Annotated in this window: 18 protein-coding genes; 6 read left to right on the top strand and 12 right to left on the bottom strand. The window is 62.5% G+C overall.

Annotation, left to right across the window (positions count from 1 at the left end):
- Nucleotides 1-6 precede the first annotated feature (6 nt).
- From dapA to H9K76_RS17135, 3 genes are all read right to left on the bottom strand, one after another.
- Nucleotides 7-912: a 4-hydroxy-tetrahydrodipicolinate synthase gene (dapA, locus tag H9K76_RS17145; RefSeq protein ID WP_187596535.1), complete on the bottom strand. Its 906-nt coding sequence runs from the start codon at nucleotides 910-912 to the stop codon at nucleotides 7-9.
- 375 nt (nucleotides 913-1,287) lie between these two features.
- Entirely contained in the window at nucleotides 1,288-1,614 is a 327-nt protein-coding gene (locus tag H9K76_RS17140; RefSeq protein ID WP_187596534.1) for a hypothetical protein, read from the bottom strand.
- 5 nt (nucleotides 1,615-1,619) lie between these two features.
- Nucleotides 1,620-1,874, bottom strand: coding sequence for a hypothetical protein (locus tag H9K76_RS17135; RefSeq protein WP_187596533.1), 255 nt, complete (start codon nucleotides 1,872-1,874; stop codon nucleotides 1,620-1,622).
- 139 nt (nucleotides 1,875-2,013) lie between these two features.
- Here H9K76_RS17135 and moaE point away from each other — a divergent pair, with 139 nt between their 5' ends.
- The 4 genes from moaE to H9K76_RS17115 all read left to right on the top strand — a co-directional run bounded on the left by moaE (nucleotide 2,014) and on the right by H9K76_RS17115 (nucleotide 6,465).
- Nucleotides 2,014-2,523, top strand: a complete 510-nt coding sequence (gene moaE / locus H9K76_RS17130) for a molybdopterin synthase catalytic subunit MoaE (protein ID WP_425489709.1) — start codon at nucleotides 2,014-2,016, stop codon at nucleotides 2,521-2,523.
- Entirely contained in the window at nucleotides 2,523-3,110 is a 588-nt protein-coding gene (locus H9K76_RS17125; RefSeq protein WP_187596532.1) for a hypothetical protein, read from the top strand. The genes moaE and H9K76_RS17125 overlap by 1 nt, the downstream gene beginning before the upstream one ends.
- 330 nt (nucleotides 3,111-3,440) lie before the next feature.
- A complete protein-coding gene (gene clpB, locus H9K76_RS17120; RefSeq protein ID WP_187596531.1) occupies nucleotides 3,441-6,056 on the top strand; it encodes an ATP-dependent chaperone ClpB in 2,616 nt (871 codons plus the stop codon).
- A gap of 70 nt (nucleotides 6,057-6,126) precedes the next feature.
- Nucleotides 6,127-6,465 carry a hypothetical protein gene (locus tag H9K76_RS17115; RefSeq protein WP_187596530.1) on the top strand — a complete coding sequence of 113 codons (339 nt, stop codon included), beginning with the start codon at nucleotides 6,127-6,129 and terminating at the stop codon, nucleotides 6,463-6,465.
- A 130-nt stretch (nucleotides 6,466-6,595) separates the two neighbouring features.
- Here the strand turns inward: H9K76_RS17115 and H9K76_RS17110 are convergent, their stop codons facing one another.
- From H9K76_RS17110 to H9K76_RS17100, 3 genes are read right to left on the bottom strand one after another with little or no spacing between them, the layout of a single operon-like run.
- Nucleotides 6,596-7,033 carry an SRPBCC family protein gene (locus tag H9K76_RS17110; protein ID WP_187596529.1) on the bottom strand — a complete coding sequence of 146 codons (438 nt, stop codon included), beginning with the start codon at nucleotides 7,031-7,033 and terminating at the stop codon, nucleotides 6,596-6,598.
- 52 nt (nucleotides 7,034-7,085) lie between these two features.
- The gene (locus H9K76_RS17105; protein WP_187596528.1) at nucleotides 7,086-7,925 is read right to left on the bottom strand and encodes a phosphoenolpyruvate hydrolase family protein; all 840 of its coding nucleotides are present in this window, start codon (nucleotides 7,923-7,925) and stop codon (nucleotides 7,086-7,088) included.
- A gap of 8 nt (nucleotides 7,926-7,933) precedes the next feature.
- Entirely contained in the window at nucleotides 7,934-9,133 is a 1,200-nt protein-coding gene (locus H9K76_RS17100) for a Tm-1-like ATP-binding domain-containing protein (RefSeq protein WP_187596527.1), read from the bottom strand.
- Nucleotides 9,134-9,234: 101 nt separating this feature from the next.
- Here H9K76_RS17100 and H9K76_RS17095 point away from each other — a divergent pair, with 101 nt between their 5' ends.
- Both H9K76_RS17095 and H9K76_RS17090 read left to right on the top strand, forming a co-directional pair.
- Nucleotides 9,235-10,656 (top strand): aminotransferase-like domain-containing protein, encoded by a 1,422-nt coding sequence (locus tag H9K76_RS17095; protein WP_187596526.1) that lies wholly within the window; start codon nucleotides 9,235-9,237, stop codon nucleotides 10,654-10,656.
- Nucleotides 10,657-10,748: 92 nt separating this feature from the next.
- Entirely contained in the window at nucleotides 10,749-12,197 is a 1,449-nt protein-coding gene (locus H9K76_RS17090) for a coniferyl aldehyde dehydrogenase (RefSeq protein ID WP_187596525.1), read from the top strand.
- 181 nt (nucleotides 12,198-12,378) lie between these two features.
- Here the strand turns inward: H9K76_RS17090 and H9K76_RS17085 are convergent, their stop codons facing one another.
- The 6 genes from H9K76_RS17085 to H9K76_RS17060 are packed head-to-tail and all read right to left on the bottom strand — an operon-like array spanning nucleotide 12,379 to nucleotide 16,353.
- Nucleotides 12,379-12,954: a recombinase family protein gene (locus H9K76_RS17085; RefSeq protein ID WP_187596524.1), complete on the bottom strand. Its 576-nt coding sequence runs from the start codon at nucleotides 12,952-12,954 to the stop codon at nucleotides 12,379-12,381.
- Nucleotides 12,955-12,980: 26 nt separating this feature from the next.
- Nucleotides 12,981-13,388 (bottom strand): hypothetical protein, encoded by a 408-nt coding sequence (locus H9K76_RS17080; RefSeq protein WP_187596523.1) that lies wholly within the window; start codon nucleotides 13,386-13,388, stop codon nucleotides 12,981-12,983.
- A 59-nt stretch (nucleotides 13,389-13,447) separates the two neighbouring features.
- Nucleotides 13,448-14,338, bottom strand: coding sequence for a zonular occludens toxin domain-containing protein (locus H9K76_RS17075; RefSeq protein ID WP_187596522.1), 891 nt, complete (start codon nucleotides 14,336-14,338; stop codon nucleotides 13,448-13,450).
- A gap of 1 nt (nucleotide 14,339) precedes the next feature.
- Nucleotides 14,340-14,690 (bottom strand): hypothetical protein, encoded by a 351-nt coding sequence (locus H9K76_RS17070; protein WP_187596521.1) that lies wholly within the window; start codon nucleotides 14,688-14,690, stop codon nucleotides 14,340-14,342.
- Nucleotides 14,691-16,055, bottom strand: coding sequence for an EB domain-containing protein (locus H9K76_RS17065; RefSeq protein ID WP_187596520.1), 1,365 nt, complete (start codon nucleotides 16,053-16,055; stop codon nucleotides 14,691-14,693). It abuts the gene before it with no gap.
- A gap of 58 nt (nucleotides 16,056-16,113) precedes the next feature.
- Complete coding sequence (locus H9K76_RS17060; RefSeq protein WP_187596519.1) at nucleotides 16,114-16,353, bottom strand: hypothetical protein; 240 nt, start codon at nucleotides 16,351-16,353, stop codon at nucleotides 16,114-16,116.
- Nucleotides 16,354-16,703 lie beyond the last annotated feature (350 nt).

The following is a 16,703-nucleotide window of genomic DNA, read 5'->3' as shown; positions in this document are numbered from 1 at the left end:
CGGCCGTCAGGCCGCACGCAGCGCCTGCATTGTCGGCAGCTCGGGCAATTGAATGGCGCAGAGCTGGTCGATCACCGCTTCCGAAGCCGGCATCATGGGCGCGCGAAGCTCGGCACTCATCCAGCCCTGGCGTGCAAGCCAGCCCTTGATGGGAGCGGGGTTGGGCTCCGCGAAACTGCCCCGGATATGCTGCTGGAGCGGTGCCCAGATCGCGCGAGCGGATGCCAGATCTCCGCTGGCAAGCAGACGCAGCAGTGCGACGAAATGCTCCGTGTGGGCATGTGCGCTGGCAGCGATCGCACCGTGTCCTCCGAGCGCGAGGTTCGAGAATATCTGGACATCCTCGCCCGCCAGCACCTGCAGCGCGCCGTCGTCGATGAGGGCCTGCGTCTTGGCGGCATCGCCGCCGCAATCCTTGATGGCCACGATGTTCGGATGGCGAGCGAGCGTGCGCAGCGTGGCGAGCTCGATCGTCGCCCCCGTGCGGTAGGGGATATCGTAGATGACGATCGGATGTGTACTGGCGTCTGCGATGCGGGTGAACCAGTCGAGCAGGCCTTGCTGCGAGGGCCGGATATAGGTGGGGGCGGGGACCAGCAGCGCGGCGAGCGGCTGGCGGCCGAGCTCCCGCACGCGATCAAGCATGCGGCCCAGGTGGCAATCGGCAGCACCCATCATCACGGGCAATCCGCCGCTGGCATGGAGAACGGTGGCGAGCACGGCGTTCTCCTCTTCATGGGACAGCGCCGCCGCTTCGCCCGTCGAGCCACAGGCACAGAAACCCGATACGCCCGCCTGCCGCATGCGCGTCGTGAGCGTGTGCAGTGCGTTGTGATCGACGGCGTTCTCATGGAACGGGGTGACGAGTGGAATCCACAGGCCCGAGAAGTCGGGATGGTCGGTTGAATGCATGGCCAGTCTCTTTCTTTCCAATGGCCCGCGATGTCGATGACGATGACAACGACGTCGTGGGCGCGGGTGAAAGACCGCAAATCACCACCGTCCGGCGCGCGAACGGAAGGCTGGCAACAGGTGAGACGGAGTCTCGGCGGGGGAGAAAAAAGAGGGAGATGGGCTGCCAGGCCGGTTCCGTCGCTCATCCGGACGGAACCTCAGCTCCGGTCAGATGAGCTTTGGTTTTTTGGCTTTGCTCGCGCAGGCGGCCACGGAACGCGTCACGCCAGAGGCGTGGGCATCGATGGTGCTGGCGGAGGCGAAGCAAAAAGGCATGGCGGCAAGTGTAGCCTAGTCCTGCGGATTTGTGCAGGACCGCTGTGCGGAATGCGCTCAGGCGTCGTCGTCAGGGGTCCCGATTTCAGGCGTGCGCCAGTTCAGCAGTTCTGCGAGGCGCAGGACGACCCAGCGCGCCTCGCCCGGCTGCACCGCGGAGCCTTCCCCACTCAAGGCGGCATGCATGCCCAGCAGCACGCCTTCCTCCGACGAATTGCCTCCGTGGTAGAGCATCTGCGCCTGGTCGGTCAGGTGCGTGGCCAGGTCTTCACACAGCTCGTAGCGCGCGACGAGCTCGGGCTTTTCGATCAGCAGCTTGCCGCCGCGGCCGGCGAAGAGCTCGACAAAGCTCGGGGGCGGCTGGATCTGCGAGGTTTCGTCCATGGTGCTCAATCCGGCTTGAACAGGCGTTCGAAACGTGCCAGGTCCTCGGCCAGCTCGCAGCTCACGAGTTGCCCCATCTTGTTGTCCGCACGCCGGTGCGCCGCGAACAGGCTGACGCGGCCCGCGAATTCGAAGTCCGGCAGGTGGATCAGCGCATAGGGGTGCGCGACGAACTTCTGGTGCTCGAACAGCACGCGGTGCTGGTTCTGTGGCGACGGATACAGCGTGTACTCGTCGGTGTTGATGGTTTGTGTGGCCATGGCTTGCAACTCGATGGTTTTCCGATTCGTTTCCGACTCGATGTCCGATGCTAACGCGAGCTGCCTCGCCATTGCGCTTCGCACGCCGATTCTGTGGACAAGCATCCGGTTTTCGGGCCTGGCCTGCGACAATGGCGGCATGCCATCCGCCACATCACCCGCTTCTGCAGTCGCCACGCCCATGCCGCGTGTCTCGGTACAGACCGAGGATTTCGATCTCTCGAAGGAGGTCGCCGTGCTGCGCGCGGGCGATGCGCGCGTGGGGGCCGTGTGCACCTTTGTCGGCACGGTGCGCGACCGCAACGAGGGCGATGCGGTGGCGAGCATGGAGCTGGAGCACTATCCCGGCATGACCGAGAAGTCCATCGAGGCGATCATCGACCAGGCGGTTGCGCGCTTTGGGCTCTACGGCGTGCGCGTGATCCATCGCGTGGGGCTGCTTGCACCCATGGACCAGATCGTGCTGGTGGCGGTGACCAGCGCACATCGCGGCATGGCCTACCAGGGCTGCGAATACATCATGGACTACCTGAAGTCGCTCGCCCCGTTCTGGAAGAAGGAACAGACTCCGGACGGTGCGCGCTGGGTGGATGCGCGCGTGAGCGATGAGCAGGCGCTGGCGCGCTGGACGGCGGACAAGCAGGACTGATGGGAAAAAAGACCGTGTTGATCGACGAAAGCCAGGCTCAGCATTTCATTGACCATTACCAGACGCTGCTCGGGCATGTCGCGATCGTGGGCGGCCTGCTGAAAAAGCCGGTGGACAGCGGCGGTGCGCTTGCGTTGATGCAGAAGGCTCGCAACACGCTGGCGCAAAAGAAATCGCTGCTCGACAAGGCGGCGAGGGCGATGGAGCAGGCGGGAGAGCCCCTGCCGCAGGACATGTACGAAGCAGCTTCCAGCCTGCGCGTGAGCCACTGGGTCTATCTGCGCGACACCAGCAGCTACAGCGTGCTGCTCGAATCCGGCGGACTCGAGGCTGCCTATGGCGTGAAGTGCCTCACCACGACGCTCAAGGATGCGGTCGGCGACAGCGGCGCGATCATCGAGACGGGGCTGCTCGAATACCGTGGCCAGATCGTCTGCGACGACCTGATCGCACTGGCGGCGTGGCTCGGCCCCCAGCATCGTGCGGGCTTCAACGCGCAACTGCGCGAGCTGCGGGCGGAAGGGCGATTCCACCGGGGCCGCCTGCTGCCGCTGCCCGGCGCGAAGCCGGCTCGCCGCGCTGCCTAGCGTCCCGTCCAGGTTCTCCTTTCTTGTCCCCGCGTGCACGCAGGGCGCTGCAGCAGGAGGGACCGAGACAATCAGGTTGTCGATGGGCTGATCCGAGCACGAGCCCATTTGCGTGTTACTCCTACGCACTCTGAGCATGCAGAGCGCAATACTTGAGTCCTCTCATTGTCACGCGTGCGATGTGAGGGTGTGCACTGCTGCTATGGTTTTTGATTTCGGTTTCATTGAAATCCGTCATCGCGTCCAGTTTTCAATTTTCATCACTTGAAATTCGGCGGCCCGCTATCAGATAAATCTCATCGACATCAATCTCGCATTGAAACAAGAACCATGAGACTCGACAAACTGACCACCAAATTTCAGGAAGCCCTGGCCGACGCGCAATCGCTCGCGCTGGGCAATGACAACGCCTACATCGACCCCCTGCATGTGCTGGTTGCCATGCTGCGGCAGCAGGACGGCCCGAAGTCGCTTCTGCAGCGCGCGGGCGTGAACGTGGCGGCCCTCACCACGGACGCCGAAAACGCCATCAAGCAGTTGCCCCAGGTGCAGGGGCAGGACCAGCAGGTGCAGATCGGACCCGATCTGACGCGCCTGTTGCAGGCCACCGAGAAGGAAGCCATCAAGCGCGGCGACCAGTTCATCGCGAGCGAACTGTTCCTGCTGGCATTGGCCGACAGCAGTTCCAAGGCTTCGGCGCTGGCCAAGCAGCATGGATTGACCCGCAAGAGTGTGGAAGCGGCGATCGACGCCGTTCGTGGAGGACAGACGATGGACAGTGCGGAAGGCGAAAGCCAGCGAGAAGCATTGAAGAAGTACACGCTCGACCTGACCGAGCGCGCCCGCAGCGGCAAGCTCGATCCGGTGATCGGCCGCGACGACGAGATCCGCCGCGCGATCCAGGTGCTGCAGCGCCGCAGCAAGAACAATCCCGTGCTCATCGGCGAGCCCGGCGTGGGCAAGACCGCCATCGTGGAAGGCCTGGCACAGCGCATCGTGGCCGGCGAAGTGCCGGAATCCCTCAAGGACAAGAGCGTGCTGGTGCTCGACATGGCCGGGCTTCTGGCTGGCGCGAAGTACCGGGGCGAGTTCGAGGAGCGCCTGAAGGCCGTGCTCAACGACGTGGCCAAGCAGGAAGGCAAGATCATCCTGTTCATCGACGAGATCCACACCATGGTCGGCGCAGGCAAGGCCGAGGGCGCGATGGATGCGGGCAACATGCTCAAGCCGGCGCTGGCGCGTGGCGAGCTGCACTGCATCGGCGCGACCACGCTCGATGAATACCGCAAGTACATCGAGAAGGATGCCGCGCTCGAGCGCCGCTTCCAGAAGGTGCTGGTCGAGGAGCCGTCGGTGGAGGACACCATCGCGATCCTGCGCGGCCTGCAAGTGCGCTACGAGGCCCACCACGGCGTGGACATCACCGACCCGGCCATCGTCGCGGCGGCGGAGCTGAGCCATCGCTACATCACCGACCGGTTCCTGCCTGACAAGGCGATCGACCTGATCGACGAGGCAGCCGCGAAGGTGAAGATCGAGATCGACTCCAAGCCCGAGGAGATGGACAAGCTCGAGCGCCGCATGATCCAGTTGAAGATCGAGCGCGAGGCCATGAAGAAGGAAAAGGACGAGGCCTCGCAGAAACGCCTGGCGTTGATCGAGGAAGACCTCGGGGGGCTGGAGCGCGAATACGCCGACCTGGAGGAGGTCTGGAAGTCGGAGAAGGCTGCGGCGCAGGGCTCCGAGCAGATCCGCAAGGAGCTGGACACGATCCGTATCCAGATCGACGAGTTCAAGCGCAAGGGCGACTTCAACAAGGTGGCCGAACTGCAGTACGGCAAGCTGCCGGAGCTCGAGCGCGAACTGAAGGCTGCGGAGAACAACGAGGCGAAGGCCGAAGGTGTTGCCGGCAAGAAGAACCGCCTGCTGCGCACCCAGGTGGGCGCGGAGGAAATCGCCGAAGTGGTGAGCCGCGCGACCGGCATCCCGGTCTCCAAGATGATGCAGGGCGAGAAGGACAAGCTGCTGCACATGGAGGCCAAGCTGCACGAGCGCGTGGTGGGCCAGGACGAGGCGATTTCCGCCGTGTCGAACGCCATCCGCCGTTCGCGCTCGGGCCTGTCGGATCCGAACCGGCCGCTGGGCAGCTTCCTGTTCCTCGGCCCGACGGGCGTGGGCAAGACCGAGCTGTGCAAGGCGCTGGCGGGCTTCCTGTTCGACAGCCAGGATCACCTGATCCGCATCGACATGAGCGAGTTCATGGAGAAGCACTCCGTGGCGCGACTGATCGGTGCGCCTCCGGGGTATGTGGGCTACGAGGAGGGCGGCTATCTCACCGAGGCGGTGCGCCGCAAGCCCTACAGCGTGGTGCTGCTCGACGAGGTGGAGAAGGCCCATCCGGACGTGTTCAACGTGCTGCTGCAGGTGCTCGACGACGGACGCCTGACCGATGGCCAGGGACGTACCGTGGACTTCAAGAACACGGTGATCGTCATGACCAGCAACATCGGCTCGCAGCTCATCCAGGCCATGGTCGGCGAGAGCTCGGAAGACATCAAGGAAGCGGTCTGGGGGGAACTCAAGAACAATTTCCGACCCGAATTCCTGAACCGCATCGACGAGACCGTGGTGTTCCACGCGCTCGACGCCAGGAACATCGAGGCGATCGCGCGCATCCAGCTCAAGCTGCTGGAGTCGCGCCTCGAGAAGATGGATCTGCATCTCGACGTGTCGCCCGCCGCGATGGAGGAGCTGGCCAAGGTCGGCTTCGATCCGGTGTTCGGCGCCCGCCCGCTCAAGCGTGCGATCCAGCAGCGTATCGAAAACCCGCTGTCCAAACTGCTGCTGGAGGGCAAATATCCGCCCAAGAGCGTGATCCCGGTGAGCGTGGATCCTGTGAAGGACCCAGGGGTATTCGAGTTCGGTGTGGCCCGCGAAGGGGCTTGATGCTGAAATAGCGACTCGGATCTGTAATATGGACAGATCCGTGCCGCAAGGTTTGAAAGGAAAGACTGTTTTGAACGATCTGTTGTCTGGAGTTGCCCGATTCGTGTTGCGCCTCATCGTCATTGCCGGCGGGGTGGTGGTGTTCCTGAGCGTGCTCGCAGCGGCCATGCTGCTGGCGCTGATCTGGGGCGTGCGTGCCCTGTGGGCGCGCCTGACGGGCCAGCCCGTGATGCCCTGGGCGATGAAGATGGACCCGCGCAACGGGTGGAGCACGGTATACCGCAGCACGGCACGCTGGTCGGCGCCGCGCGAGCGCGCGGGCGACGAAGGCGAGTCGCGGATGCGGGGCACCGGCATGTTGCGACCTTCGCCCGATGTGACCGATGTGCAGGCCCGCGAGGTTCGTTGAGGCTTCTTTTCTGACGGTTCAGCGTTAATTCACTGTTAACTATGGCAAACGCCGCTGAGGGATTTCCTCAGCGGCGTTTTTCTTGTCAGTTGGGAAGAGTTGGAGGCGGCACGTTGCCTCGCTCTTTTTCCTATGTGCTCATGTGCTGCGCCAGCGCCTTCCACCCGGCGGCAAATACATGTGTCGAGACGATTTCCTCGTACTTTCCAGCATCACCCGGCGCTTCGTCGAAGTTCGCCCCCCATTCGGCAAACGTCTCGCCCGTTGATGTGATCGGCGAGAGCTTGATCCATGCGAGATAGTTGGTCACGGGAAAAGCCGGCTTCACGAAGTTGTAGCTGAGCCGGTGGTGCGTGTCGTCCAGGGACACCAGCTGCTCGCGTACATGCGCGCCATCCTTCAGGTGGAAGGAGCGCACGCAGCCCACGGAATCCGCGCTGCGGCCGTCCTCGATCTCGCTGCTTGCAATGCCCGGGTGCCAGACGGGCAGGCCGTTGAAGTCGCGCACGAGTTGCCAGACCTTGTCGATCGGTGCGGGAATGATTGCGCTTGCATAGGCTGTCGCCATGATGTGTGTCTCCTTGTGATGTAGGGGTGATGAGCCGATGGATCCGCCTGGCTTAGTTACCTGCCTGCAGGGCGAGGTTTTTGAACGCCCGCGTCTGCTCGACCAAGGCCGTTTCCACCGGTAGGCGTTCCATGCTGGATGCGCCGTAGAAACCGTTGCAGCCCGGGCAGTGGGCGAGGATGTAGCGGGCATCCTCGGGCATGGCGATCGGGCCGCCGTGGCAGAGCACGAGCACGTCCGGGTTCACTTCGCGCGCCGCTGTCGCGATGGCGTTGATTTCGCCCACGCAGTCGGCAAGCGTCAGCGCGGTGTCCGCGCCGATGCTGCCCCCGGTGGTGAGTCCCATGTGCGCGACGATGATGTCGGCGCCCGCAGCCGCCATGGCGCGGGCGTCTTCAGGGTTGAAGACGTAGGGCGTGGTGAGCAGGTCCTTCTCGCGTGCCATGCGCACGAGGTCGACCTCCAGCTGGTAACCCATGCCGGTTTCTTCCAGATTGGCGCGGAACTTGCCATCGATGAGCCCGACCGTGGGAAAGTTCTGGATGCCCGCGAAGCCCATGGCCTTCAACTGGTCGAGGAACGGGCCGAAGCTGCAGAACGGATCGGTGCCGTTCACGCCGGCGAGCACGGGGGTGTGCTTCACCACGGGCAGCACCTCGCGTGCCATGTCCACGACGATGTCGTTGGCATTGCCATAGGCCAGCAGGCCCGCGAGCGAGCCGCGTCCGGCCATGCGGTAGCGGCCCGAGTTGTAGATGACGATGAGATCGATGCCGCCTGCTTCCTCGCACTTGGCAGACAGGCCCGTGCCCGCGCCACCGCCGATGATGGGGCGGCCCTGGCGGATCTGTTCGCGGAATCGGGCAAGGATGGCGCTGCGTTCTTGTTTCATGGATGCTCTCAGATGATGTCGTTGAAATGCCGTACCGCGATGGCGGCGAACTCCGGCGAATTGATGGCGTGCGGCACGCGGATCACGCGGCGCAGTTCGGTGGCATGGACGGTCTCCTCGATCGCGCGGAAGAGGGCTTCGTCGGCCTCGGGGTCATGAAAGGGCATGCCGGGGACGTCGAGCACCGAGACCCCGCCCTCGGGCAGCAGAAAGCGCACGGCGCCCTGGCTCCGGTTCAGGCGCTCACCGATCCAGCGGCCCACGGCGATGTTCTCTTCCCGGGTTGTGCGCATCAGCGTGACCTGCGGGTTGTGCACATAGAGGTTGCGGTGCCGGTACTGCTCCGGGACGGTCTCCTTCGCGCCGAAGTTCACCATGTCGAGCGCGCCGCACGATCCCACGTACGGCACGGGCCGGTCGGCCAGAAAGCCGAAGCGCTGCTCGGTGGCCGGCAGCACGCCGCCGAACAGCAGGTCGCAGACCTCCGTCGTCGTGATGTCGAGCACTCCCTTGAAGAAGCCCCCAGCCGCGAGCTTTTCCATCGATTGGCCGCCGATGCCCGTCGCGTGGAACACCATGCATTCGTAGTGCTCCCCCAGCAGCTCGCTGATCTGCGTGATGCAGGGCGTGGTCACGCCGAACATGGTGAGTCCGATCGCGGACTTGTCGTCCTGCGTCTCGTCGCGCGCGCCTGCGGCCATGCCGGCGATGGCATTGGCGGCATTGCAGAGCACCCTGCGCGAGATGCTGTTCAGGCCCGCGATGTCGGTGATGGAGTTCACCATGTAGATATCGTTGGGACCCACGTAGGCGCTGACGTTGCCCGCGGCCATCGTGGAGACCACCACGCGCGGCGTTCCCACCGGGAGGGCGCGCATGCCTTGCGTGACGATGGCCGTGCCGCCGGAGCCGCCCAGGCCGATCACGCCCGCGACGTCGTTGCGCGACACCATGAAACGCTCGAACGCATCGCCCATGGCGCCGACGGCCGTGCCACGGTCGCCCGTGAACACCGCGTCTGCGCCCTGCGGGTGGCTGGCGGCGACGATCCGCGCGCTGAAATCCGCCTGGGCCGAGGGATGGTGGGTGGACACGTCCACCAGCAGCACCTTGTGGCCCTGCATGCGGATACGGTTGGCGACGTAGGCCAGCTCGGCCTGCTTGGTATCGCAGCAGCCGACGACGTAGATCGTTTTTTCTGTGCTCATGACGGGTTCATCTCCGGGCGGGTGTGTTGGGAATGAGGTGATGGCCTGAAGTTGCCGGAACTTGGGTGCTCTGGCAAAGTCCAGTTGAAGGAAACTGGACCATGAAACGTATTTCCGCTGCCCGTGTGACGCGGCTCATCGCGGGCTGGCAGGTGGGTGACAAGAGCCTTGCCCAGCGTCTGTGCCTGGCGCTGGGCAAGCTGATTGCCGCGCGCGAGTTGCCCGTGGGGGCGCTGATGCCGTCCGAACGCGCGCTTGCCCAGGCGCTCGTGGTGAGTCGCGGCACCGTGGTGGCGGCCTATGGCCTGCTGCGCGACGCGCAACTGGTGAGCAGCCAGCAGGGCAGCGGCTATCGCATCGTTGCGTCGTCGAACCACGCACCAGGGGAGGTGCACAACCGGCTCGTCGGCGAGGTGTTGGCGATGCCCAAGGACATCGACATGACCAGCGGCGCGCTGCAGTCCTCTCCCACGCTGATCGCGCTGCTTTCGGGGCTTGCCGGCAGCGACCTGGCCCGCCTGGTGTCGGGACTGGGCTACGACGCCTACGGCCTGCCCGAACTCCGCGCGGCCGTGGCGCGCTACTACGGCGACCTGGGGCTGCCCACGCGCAGCGAGCAGATCCTGATCACCAGTGGCGCGCAGCAGGCGGTGTGGCTGCTGGCCAATGCGCTGGTCGATACCGCGGACACCGTGCTGGTGGAGGATCCGACCTACCGGGGCTCCATGGAGGCCTTCAGGCGGCGCAATGCGCGCCTGGTGGGCACGCCGGTGACTGCTGCAGGCTTCGACTGGCACGCGCTGGAGCAGAACTTGAGCCTGCGCCCCCACCTGTTCTATTGCTTTGCCGATTGCCAGAACCCCACGGGTCGCTCGCTTGATGGTGCAGCGCGTGAACGGCTGGCAGCCTTGCTGCAGCGCCATCCTGTCTTCGTGGTGGAGGATGGATCGCAATCCGAGTTGGGGGTGGAGCGCACCGCGCCGCCGCTACCGCTCGCCGCCCTGTGTGATCCCGAGCGGGTGGCAACGATCGGCACGTTGTCCAAGCTGTTCTGGGGTGGCCTGCGGGTGGGCTGGATCCGCTCGAGTCCCTCCATGATCGCGCGGCTGGCAAGCATGAAGGCTGTGAACGACCTGGGCTCGTCGCGCTTCGACCAGCGCATTGCGGTGGAGCTGTTCGAGCGGCTGTCCGAGGCACGGGCACACCGGCACGATGAGATCCACCGTACGCTGCACGAGGCGATGCAGATCGTGAGGGCCGAAGGAGGGGACGGCTGGCAGTGGCATGTGCCCGATGGCGGCACGGCGATGTGGATGCGCATTCCGGGCGCCCATGCGGTGGCGCTGTGCCAGGCTGCGGCCAGGCGGGGGCTGTTGCTGTCGGCCGGGCCGGCCTACTCGGTCAACGAAGGATTCGGCGAATACATCCGGCTGCCATTCGTGCGGCCGGCGGGCGTGATCGCCCATACGGTGGGAGTGATCCGCCGGCTGCTGGCCGAGGCTGCGGCACGCGACCCGGCCTGAACCCTGGCCTCCAGACGATTGATACAAATTCCTGGCGCTGCGACGGGGGAGTTGGCCGTGGCTGCATTTCGCACCGATATGATGATTGGCATATGACGAGCTATACCCATCCAGCCGATGTCCGCCAGTGGTTCGAACTGCAACACCAGGCCAGCAGGGCACAGGTCGACGTGCCCCTGGTGGTGCGCCGCGAGCGGCTGTTGCGGCTCGGCAAGCTGCTCGACGAGCATGGGCCGGTGCTGGCGGCTGCGGTGCAGGCCGACTTCGGCATGCGATCGCCGCGCCTGACCGAGGTGGCCGACCTGTTCGTGCTGCGCGCGCAGCTCTCGCACACGCTCAAGAACCTCTCGAAGTGGATGAAGCGCAAGCGCGTGTCCACCCCCCTGTTCCTGATGCCGGGACGTGGCTGGATCGAGCGCCAGCCGCTGGGCGTGGTGGGCATCATCTCGCCGTGGAACTATCCAATCCAGCTGGCGCTCGGGCCCGCCATCGACGCGCTCGCCGCAGGCAACCGCGTGATGATCAAGTGCAGCGAGCTCACGCCCCACACGGCCGCGCAGCTGGCGGCTGTGGTGGCGCAGTTCTTCTCGACCGAGGAAATGTGCGTCGTGCAGGGGGACGCCGCCATCGCGGCGCTGGTGTCGTCGCTACCCTTCGATCACCTGGTGTTCACGGGATCCACCGCGGTGGGGCGCAAGGTGGCCCAGGCGGCCGCCGCCAATCTCACGCCGACGACCCTGGAGCTGGGCGGCAAGTCGCCGTGCATCGTCGATGCGGATTGCGATCTGCAGGATGCGGCGCTCAAGATCGTCCATGGCAAGCTGCTGAATGCCGGGCAGACCTGCATCGCACCCGACTATGTGTTGCTTCCGCGCGGCAAGGAGGCTGCGTTTGCCGATGCCTACCGTGCGGCGGTCGCGCAGCTGTTCCCCTATTTCGAGGGCAATGCCGACTATGCCTCCATCATCAGCTCGCGGCATCTCGCACGGCTGCGCACCATGCTGCAGCAGGCCCAGACGTTGGGCGCGCAGATCGAGGTGATGGAACCCCAGCCCGACACGCCGCCTCCGCCGCCCACGAGCATCGGCGACGGAGTGGCGCGGCAGATGGCACCGACGCTGGTGTTCGGTGTCACACAAGACATGCAACTGTTGCAGGAAGAGATCTTTGGCCCGATCCTGCCGGTGATCAGCTACGAGCGGCTGGATGACGCCATCGCACACATCAATGCCGGTGCGCGCCCGCTCGCGCTGTACTGGTTCGGCAGGGATGACGGCATCCGCGATGCGGTGTTGCGCCAGACCGTCAGTGGCGGCGTCTCGGTGAACGACACACTCATGCACATCACGCACGACAACCTGCCGTTCGGCGGGGTGGGTGACAGCGGAACCGGGGCCTATCACGGCGAGCACGGGTTCCTGCGCTTCAGCCACCAGAAGTCGGTGTTCGTGCAGTCGCGGCTCTCCCTGGGAGCGATGCTCTATCCCCCATACGGTGCCCGGTTTGACCGCATCATGGGCCTGCTCAAGCGCCTGTTCTGACCCAGGCGCCAGACCGCCCGGCGAATCTGCCGCACTGGGGAGTCATGCCGGAAGAAGTCTCTATGAACCATGTCGGCCAATTAGGCAAGCTTGTCGTGAAATAGCAGGGTAGTTGAGGTGGAAACGACGAAAAGCGTGGTTTTCGAACCATAGAAAGGGACCGGTTTTTCCGGTCCTTTTTTTATTCCAAGCTGCTGTGACCCGGTTTCGTTACCCGGTAGATAGCACGTTTGACGCTCGAAGTATGGACACCGAAATGATGGGCTAGGGCGTCCATCGTGTAATAACCAGTTCCATACAAACGCACAAGGTGAGCCTCCTTGACAGGCGTCAAAGATCGCTTGCGACCAAACTTCACACCACGGGCCTTCGCTGCTGCGATACCCGCTGCACTTCGCTCTAGGATCATTTCCCGTTCAAACTCGGCAAATGCGCTCAGCATATGCACAAACATTCGACCGTGCGGCGTATCGGTTTCGATAGATTGCGTCAATGATCGAAACCCAATTCCCCGTCGTTGCAGATCTTCAAAAACCCGCACGAAATGCGAAACACTGCGCGCTAGACGGTCCAATTTATAGACCACCAATACGTCACCTTTTTTTAGGCGCTTCAGCAGCTTGGCAAGTTCCGGTCGTTCCTTTATTGCAGACCGACGTTCTTCAACAATATGCTCTATTCCCGCTCTCCTGAATGCTTCTACCTGAGCATCTGTGTTTTGTTCAGAGGTAGACACGCGTGCATAACCAATCTCCATTTATCCTCCCATATATGGAGAGCTGACTATCGCTTGAAATCGCGCTGAACACGCAATGCCAATTGGTTCAATTGACGCAGCCCGGGCGGCTTGTTGTCCATGCTGTAGCTGATCCTCTCATCACGCTTGGGCACTGGCGATACATGATCCTTCAGCTTGCCACCGGCGAGCGTGAATGCCGGGCTTCCATCGGTTATTGCCTCGCAGTGGTCCACCTCGACCGCCACCGGCCGGCCGCGTCCGGTGTAGCACCGGCATTCATCTGCCATGCGCAAGCATCCATTCGGCACCTGGGCCGCCACTGGAAGCGATACCAGGATGATGAGCAGCAGCGCAACGGCGCTAGCGCGCAAACAGCCGACGTTTATCAAGCACGAATGAGCGCCACGCATTGCCAGATACCGTGCCTCGCGGATGTACGCATCGAATTGCAAGAGCCGCGACGTCTCCGCTTCGCTGACATGGGGCGATGCCCCATACCCCACAGCGCCCCTCATGCAGACAGCCTCATGCGCTGATAGCGTGCCACCAGTTGAAGCGATTGATCTGGTGGCAGCGCTCGAGCCAGCTTAACGACTCGCGCCAACTGAAGGTCAGGCACCAGCGGTGCTAACGGCTTGACATGTTGCGGCTTGGCCTTGAACAAGATAGCGAGCAGCTTTCTCCACCATGGGACCTCATCGCCCGCCAGGAAGCGCCCTTCAACATGCCATGGCGAAAGCACTGAATGTGTGCCGTATGGGTAGTCCAAGCGGAACACCTGCCGCGTGTCGTAGCAAGGCTCAATGTCCTGGCCCTTGAACCAAAGTCGATCGCTCACCAAGTCTTGCGGATTCGTGCCAATCCGGAAAACCGCTTGATGAAAACGCGGCAGATAGCCGAATCGATCGCCAAGCAGCATCCCGATCAACGTGCCGACGAAAGGAATGCGCACCTTGTCATAGCGCACATGTCGCACGGTCTGTTCAATAAACGAGTCCCGTAGCTGCTTATCGACCTGGGAGACGTCCTGCATGATGTAGTAGCAGTCCCAGCCATGCTTACGAGCATGCGCCAGGAAATCAAGGGTTCCGGCCCGCCCCTTATCGTTGAACGTGCGCGCGTTGAACCACGTACCCAACTCATCAAGCACCATGGCCCCGTTTTTATCTTCATCGTAGGAATCCGGGTTGCCATGCCCCGCCGCCAGTAAATCGAACTCAGTCGGCTTATCTGGCACGCGCACATAGGTAACCTTCGATCGCGGACCAAACATGGCTTTCAGATCGATATCCAAGTTTGTGGCCACAGCCCTTTTTCGCTTGAAATAGGTCTCGCGCATGCGCAAGACAGCGTGCTTGCTTTTGCCAGTCCCTTTCTTTCCGACGAACGCGTAATCGGTCATATCAGCGGCTGTAGTTGTGAATGCCAGTCTTCCTGATCTTGTAGACCTGACACCCAATCCACACGGAGGCCATGCACGTCAAGATCGCACCGGCATTGCCAGGAATGAACATACCCACGCCCATCAGGAAATAGGACCAAAGCGCCCCATTACCACCGCCACCACCACCGCCCTGAACCATGCCAAGCAACGTATTCAAACAGACAGAAACTGTCGTGACGAAGGTCGTTAGGATGGTGATCCACACAAGGAAGGACGCCAAGCTCAGCGCAGCTTTGAATCCCAGCCAGCGTGAAAAGAAGCCCGTGAGAAAGGTCGCAATCGACCCTATGAAAGTCGCAAGAATCGGCATTTAAACGGCCTCCCTGATCCAGCCCAAACAAAGCCATATAGCCGTCAGCGCCCACACATAAGCCATGATCGCGCGACCAGTATCGACAACCTCACATTGCTTTTCATAGGCCACACCACCAGGGAGAGGTATGGGCGTGCAAGACGCCAACGGAGGCGCTGAAAAGAGCACATTCATGGAATCGAAAATTCCACCACCAGATTCCTTCATCTGATCGCGATTAGCCTCAATATCGGCCTTCCACTTATCCAGACCTTTGCCACCATCACCCTTGTACTCCTTGGGCGTACCTGTCTCATCGATCTTGCAAGGCGGTTGCCCCGGCGCACCGCACGCAGCTTGCTCTTTACCCTCACCCGGCTTGTTCGTCGTGCCGTCTGGCTTGGTTCCCCCACCAGCCGCGCCCCCAGGGCCACCAGCACTACCGCCTGTGCCAGTACTAGGCGTGCGCCCTGCACCGTCAGTACCAGACCCCTCCCCCTCACTCGGCTTATTGCCCGCGGGAGGGTTGCCCTTATCTGAGCCGTTGTTGTTCGGCTTGTTTGGATCGGTAGATGGCACCGGCTTTTGCGCGTTACCAAAGCACCCCTTGACACCATTGACCTCACCGACATAACCCGGGCACGGTGGGTCTTTCGAGTCATCAGGCGTGAGCAAATCAGGCGCTACCTCACTGTCAGAAGTGCTGCAGCTTTCCCCGCTGTAATGACCTCTGAAATCAGTACTGACCCGGTACATGCCATTGTTACCGGGCGTTTGCGATACCCACCCTTTGCAGTCCGCACACGGCTCATTGGCGTCAATGTCTTGCTTACAACCACTGGTGCCACCCGGCGTGCTAGGACTGCAAACACTGAACTGACCGCCCGAAGGAAGCTGGTTAGTTACAACCCAGGACTCGGAAGGGTCACCAACGCTGGGCGTACGCTTCCATCCCGATGTGATATTCACAATGTCGAACGTACCGGCCTTGCCGCCACACTCCGCAGACTGGTTGGATTTACACTGCCCGCCCTGCTCTGAATAGCCAGACTTGCACACACACTCGCCGCCAACGCTTTCCGAATTTTCAGGGCAGACTTGGGCGGTGCTGCATGGGACATTCATCAAATTGATATCCCGGCCATCCTTGTTCTGAGCCATGATTTGACAGAAGCCTGAAGCCGAAATGCCGTAGAAGCGGTAAGCAACACTCTCCCCGGACGGTGGCTCATTTGCTGCGGCGTCTGCGCATGCAGACTCTTTCGACATACCAGTACCGTAACGGCACACATAGCCTTGGCCTGGAGGCACCGAGGCTATGGCTGAATGACCAAGGACCACCAGCATGACGGCCAGCAGCCAACGCCAATAAACAATTCGCATAACGACTCCTCAAACTGCCTTACACATGCCCCCGAAAGGAGGCATGGCGTAAAGCCGCTTAGGCAGCGGACTTGCCGCGCTTGATCCACTTGATGCCAATCATGATGCCGGTCGCAACGACAGCCAGAGCAAAAAGCGGAGTGGCGTAGCTGCTGGCCTCGCCCTTGAGCGCCTCGAGAGAAGCGGCAGCACTCGGAATCGTTTCCTGCGCCATGACGCCAGCAGACAGAGCCAGAGCACCAACGGCGGCAGCAGCCTTAGAACCGTACTTGACCATCACATTACGAGTTGTGTTCATAGAACCTCCGAAAAGTTGAAAAAAAGGTGCAACTGCACCGGCAAGCGTTGCGCCCCTGCGGGGCACGCTACGCATACCCCGCAGGGGCGCAACGCTTGACGCTAAAGTCGCTTCACTACGCGGCGCGAAAGGCCATCCGCACCATTCGCACCTTGAAGCCAATGACGTAACCAACGGCCCATGCCGCCATGAAATAGACAAGACTCGCGGCCATCAGCATCCCGCCTTCAAACAGCCTTCAGGCTGGGCAGGCAGTACCGACAGCACCGCAGGTGCCGGGATCGGCACGGACCAGGGGTTTTTCCAACCCACATAGATCCTGAACACCCCATAACACACAGCTAGAAAAA

Origin of the sequence: Diaphorobacter ruginosibacter, assembly GCF_014395975.1 — a bacterium.
In the GTDB taxonomy this organism is placed as follows: domain Bacteria; phylum Pseudomonadota; class Gammaproteobacteria; order Burkholderiales; family Burkholderiaceae_C; genus Diaphorobacter_A; species Diaphorobacter_A ruginosibacter.
Note: the sequence above shows the minus strand (reverse complement) of the source record. Positions and strands in the feature narration are given on the sequence as shown.

What these genes read in the sequence shown, in the direction of transcription:
- H9K76_RS17100 (WP_187596527.1), bottom strand. Translation starts at nt 9,133, where the DNA reads ATGAGCACAGAAAAAACGATCTACGTCGTCGGCTGCTGCGATACCAAG.
- H9K76_RS17105 (WP_187596528.1), bottom strand. Translation starts at nt 7,925, where the DNA reads ATGAAACAAGAACGCAGCGCCATCCTTGCCCGATTCCGCGAACAGATC.
- H9K76_RS17095 (WP_187596526.1), top strand. Translation starts at nt 9,235, where the DNA reads ATGAAACGTATTTCCGCTGCCCGTGTGACGCGGCTCATCGCGGGCTGG.
- H9K76_RS17135 (WP_187596533.1), bottom strand. Translation starts at nt 1,874, where the DNA reads ATGGCCACACAAACCATCAACACCGACGAGTACACGCTGTATCCGTCG.
- H9K76_RS17110 (WP_187596529.1), bottom strand. Translation starts at nt 7,033, where the DNA reads ATGGCGACAGCCTATGCAAGCGCAATCATTCCCGCACCGATCGACAAG.
- dapA (WP_187596535.1), bottom strand. Translation starts at nt 912, where the DNA reads ATGCATTCAACCGACCATCCCGACTTCTCGGGCCTGTGGATTCCACTC.
- H9K76_RS17070 (WP_187596521.1), bottom strand. Translation starts at nt 14,690, where the DNA reads ATGCCGATTCTTGCGACTTTCATAGGGTCGATTGCGACCTTTCTCACG.
- H9K76_RS17125 (WP_187596532.1), top strand. Translation starts at nt 2,523, where the DNA reads ATGGGAAAAAAGACCGTGTTGATCGACGAAAGCCAGGCTCAGCATTTC.
- H9K76_RS17065 (WP_187596520.1), bottom strand. Translation starts at nt 16,055, where the DNA reads ATGCGAATTGTTTATTGGCGTTGGCTGCTGGCCGTCATGCTGGTGGTC.
- H9K76_RS17090 (WP_187596525.1), top strand. Translation starts at nt 10,749, where the DNA reads ATGACGAGCTATACCCATCCAGCCGATGTCCGCCAGTGGTTCGAACTG.
- H9K76_RS17060 (WP_187596519.1), bottom strand. Translation starts at nt 16,353, where the DNA reads ATGAACACAACTCGTAATGTGATGGTCAAGTACGGTTCTAAGGCTGCT.
- H9K76_RS17140 (WP_187596534.1), bottom strand. Translation starts at nt 1,614, where the DNA reads ATGGACGAAACCTCGCAGATCCAGCCGCCCCCGAGCTTTGTCGAGCTC.
- clpB (WP_187596531.1), top strand. Translation starts at nt 3,441, where the DNA reads ATGAGACTCGACAAACTGACCACCAAATTTCAGGAAGCCCTGGCCGAC.
- H9K76_RS17075 (WP_187596522.1), bottom strand. Translation starts at nt 14,338, where the DNA reads ATGACCGATTACGCGTTCGTCGGAAAGAAAGGGACTGGCAAAAGCAAG.
- moaE (WP_425489709.1), top strand. Translation starts at nt 2,014, where the DNA reads ATGCCATCCGCCACATCACCCGCTTCTGCAGTCGCCACGCCCATGCCG.
- H9K76_RS17085 (WP_187596524.1), bottom strand. Translation starts at nt 12,954, where the DNA reads ATGGAGATTGGTTATGCACGCGTGTCTACCTCTGAACAAAACACAGAT.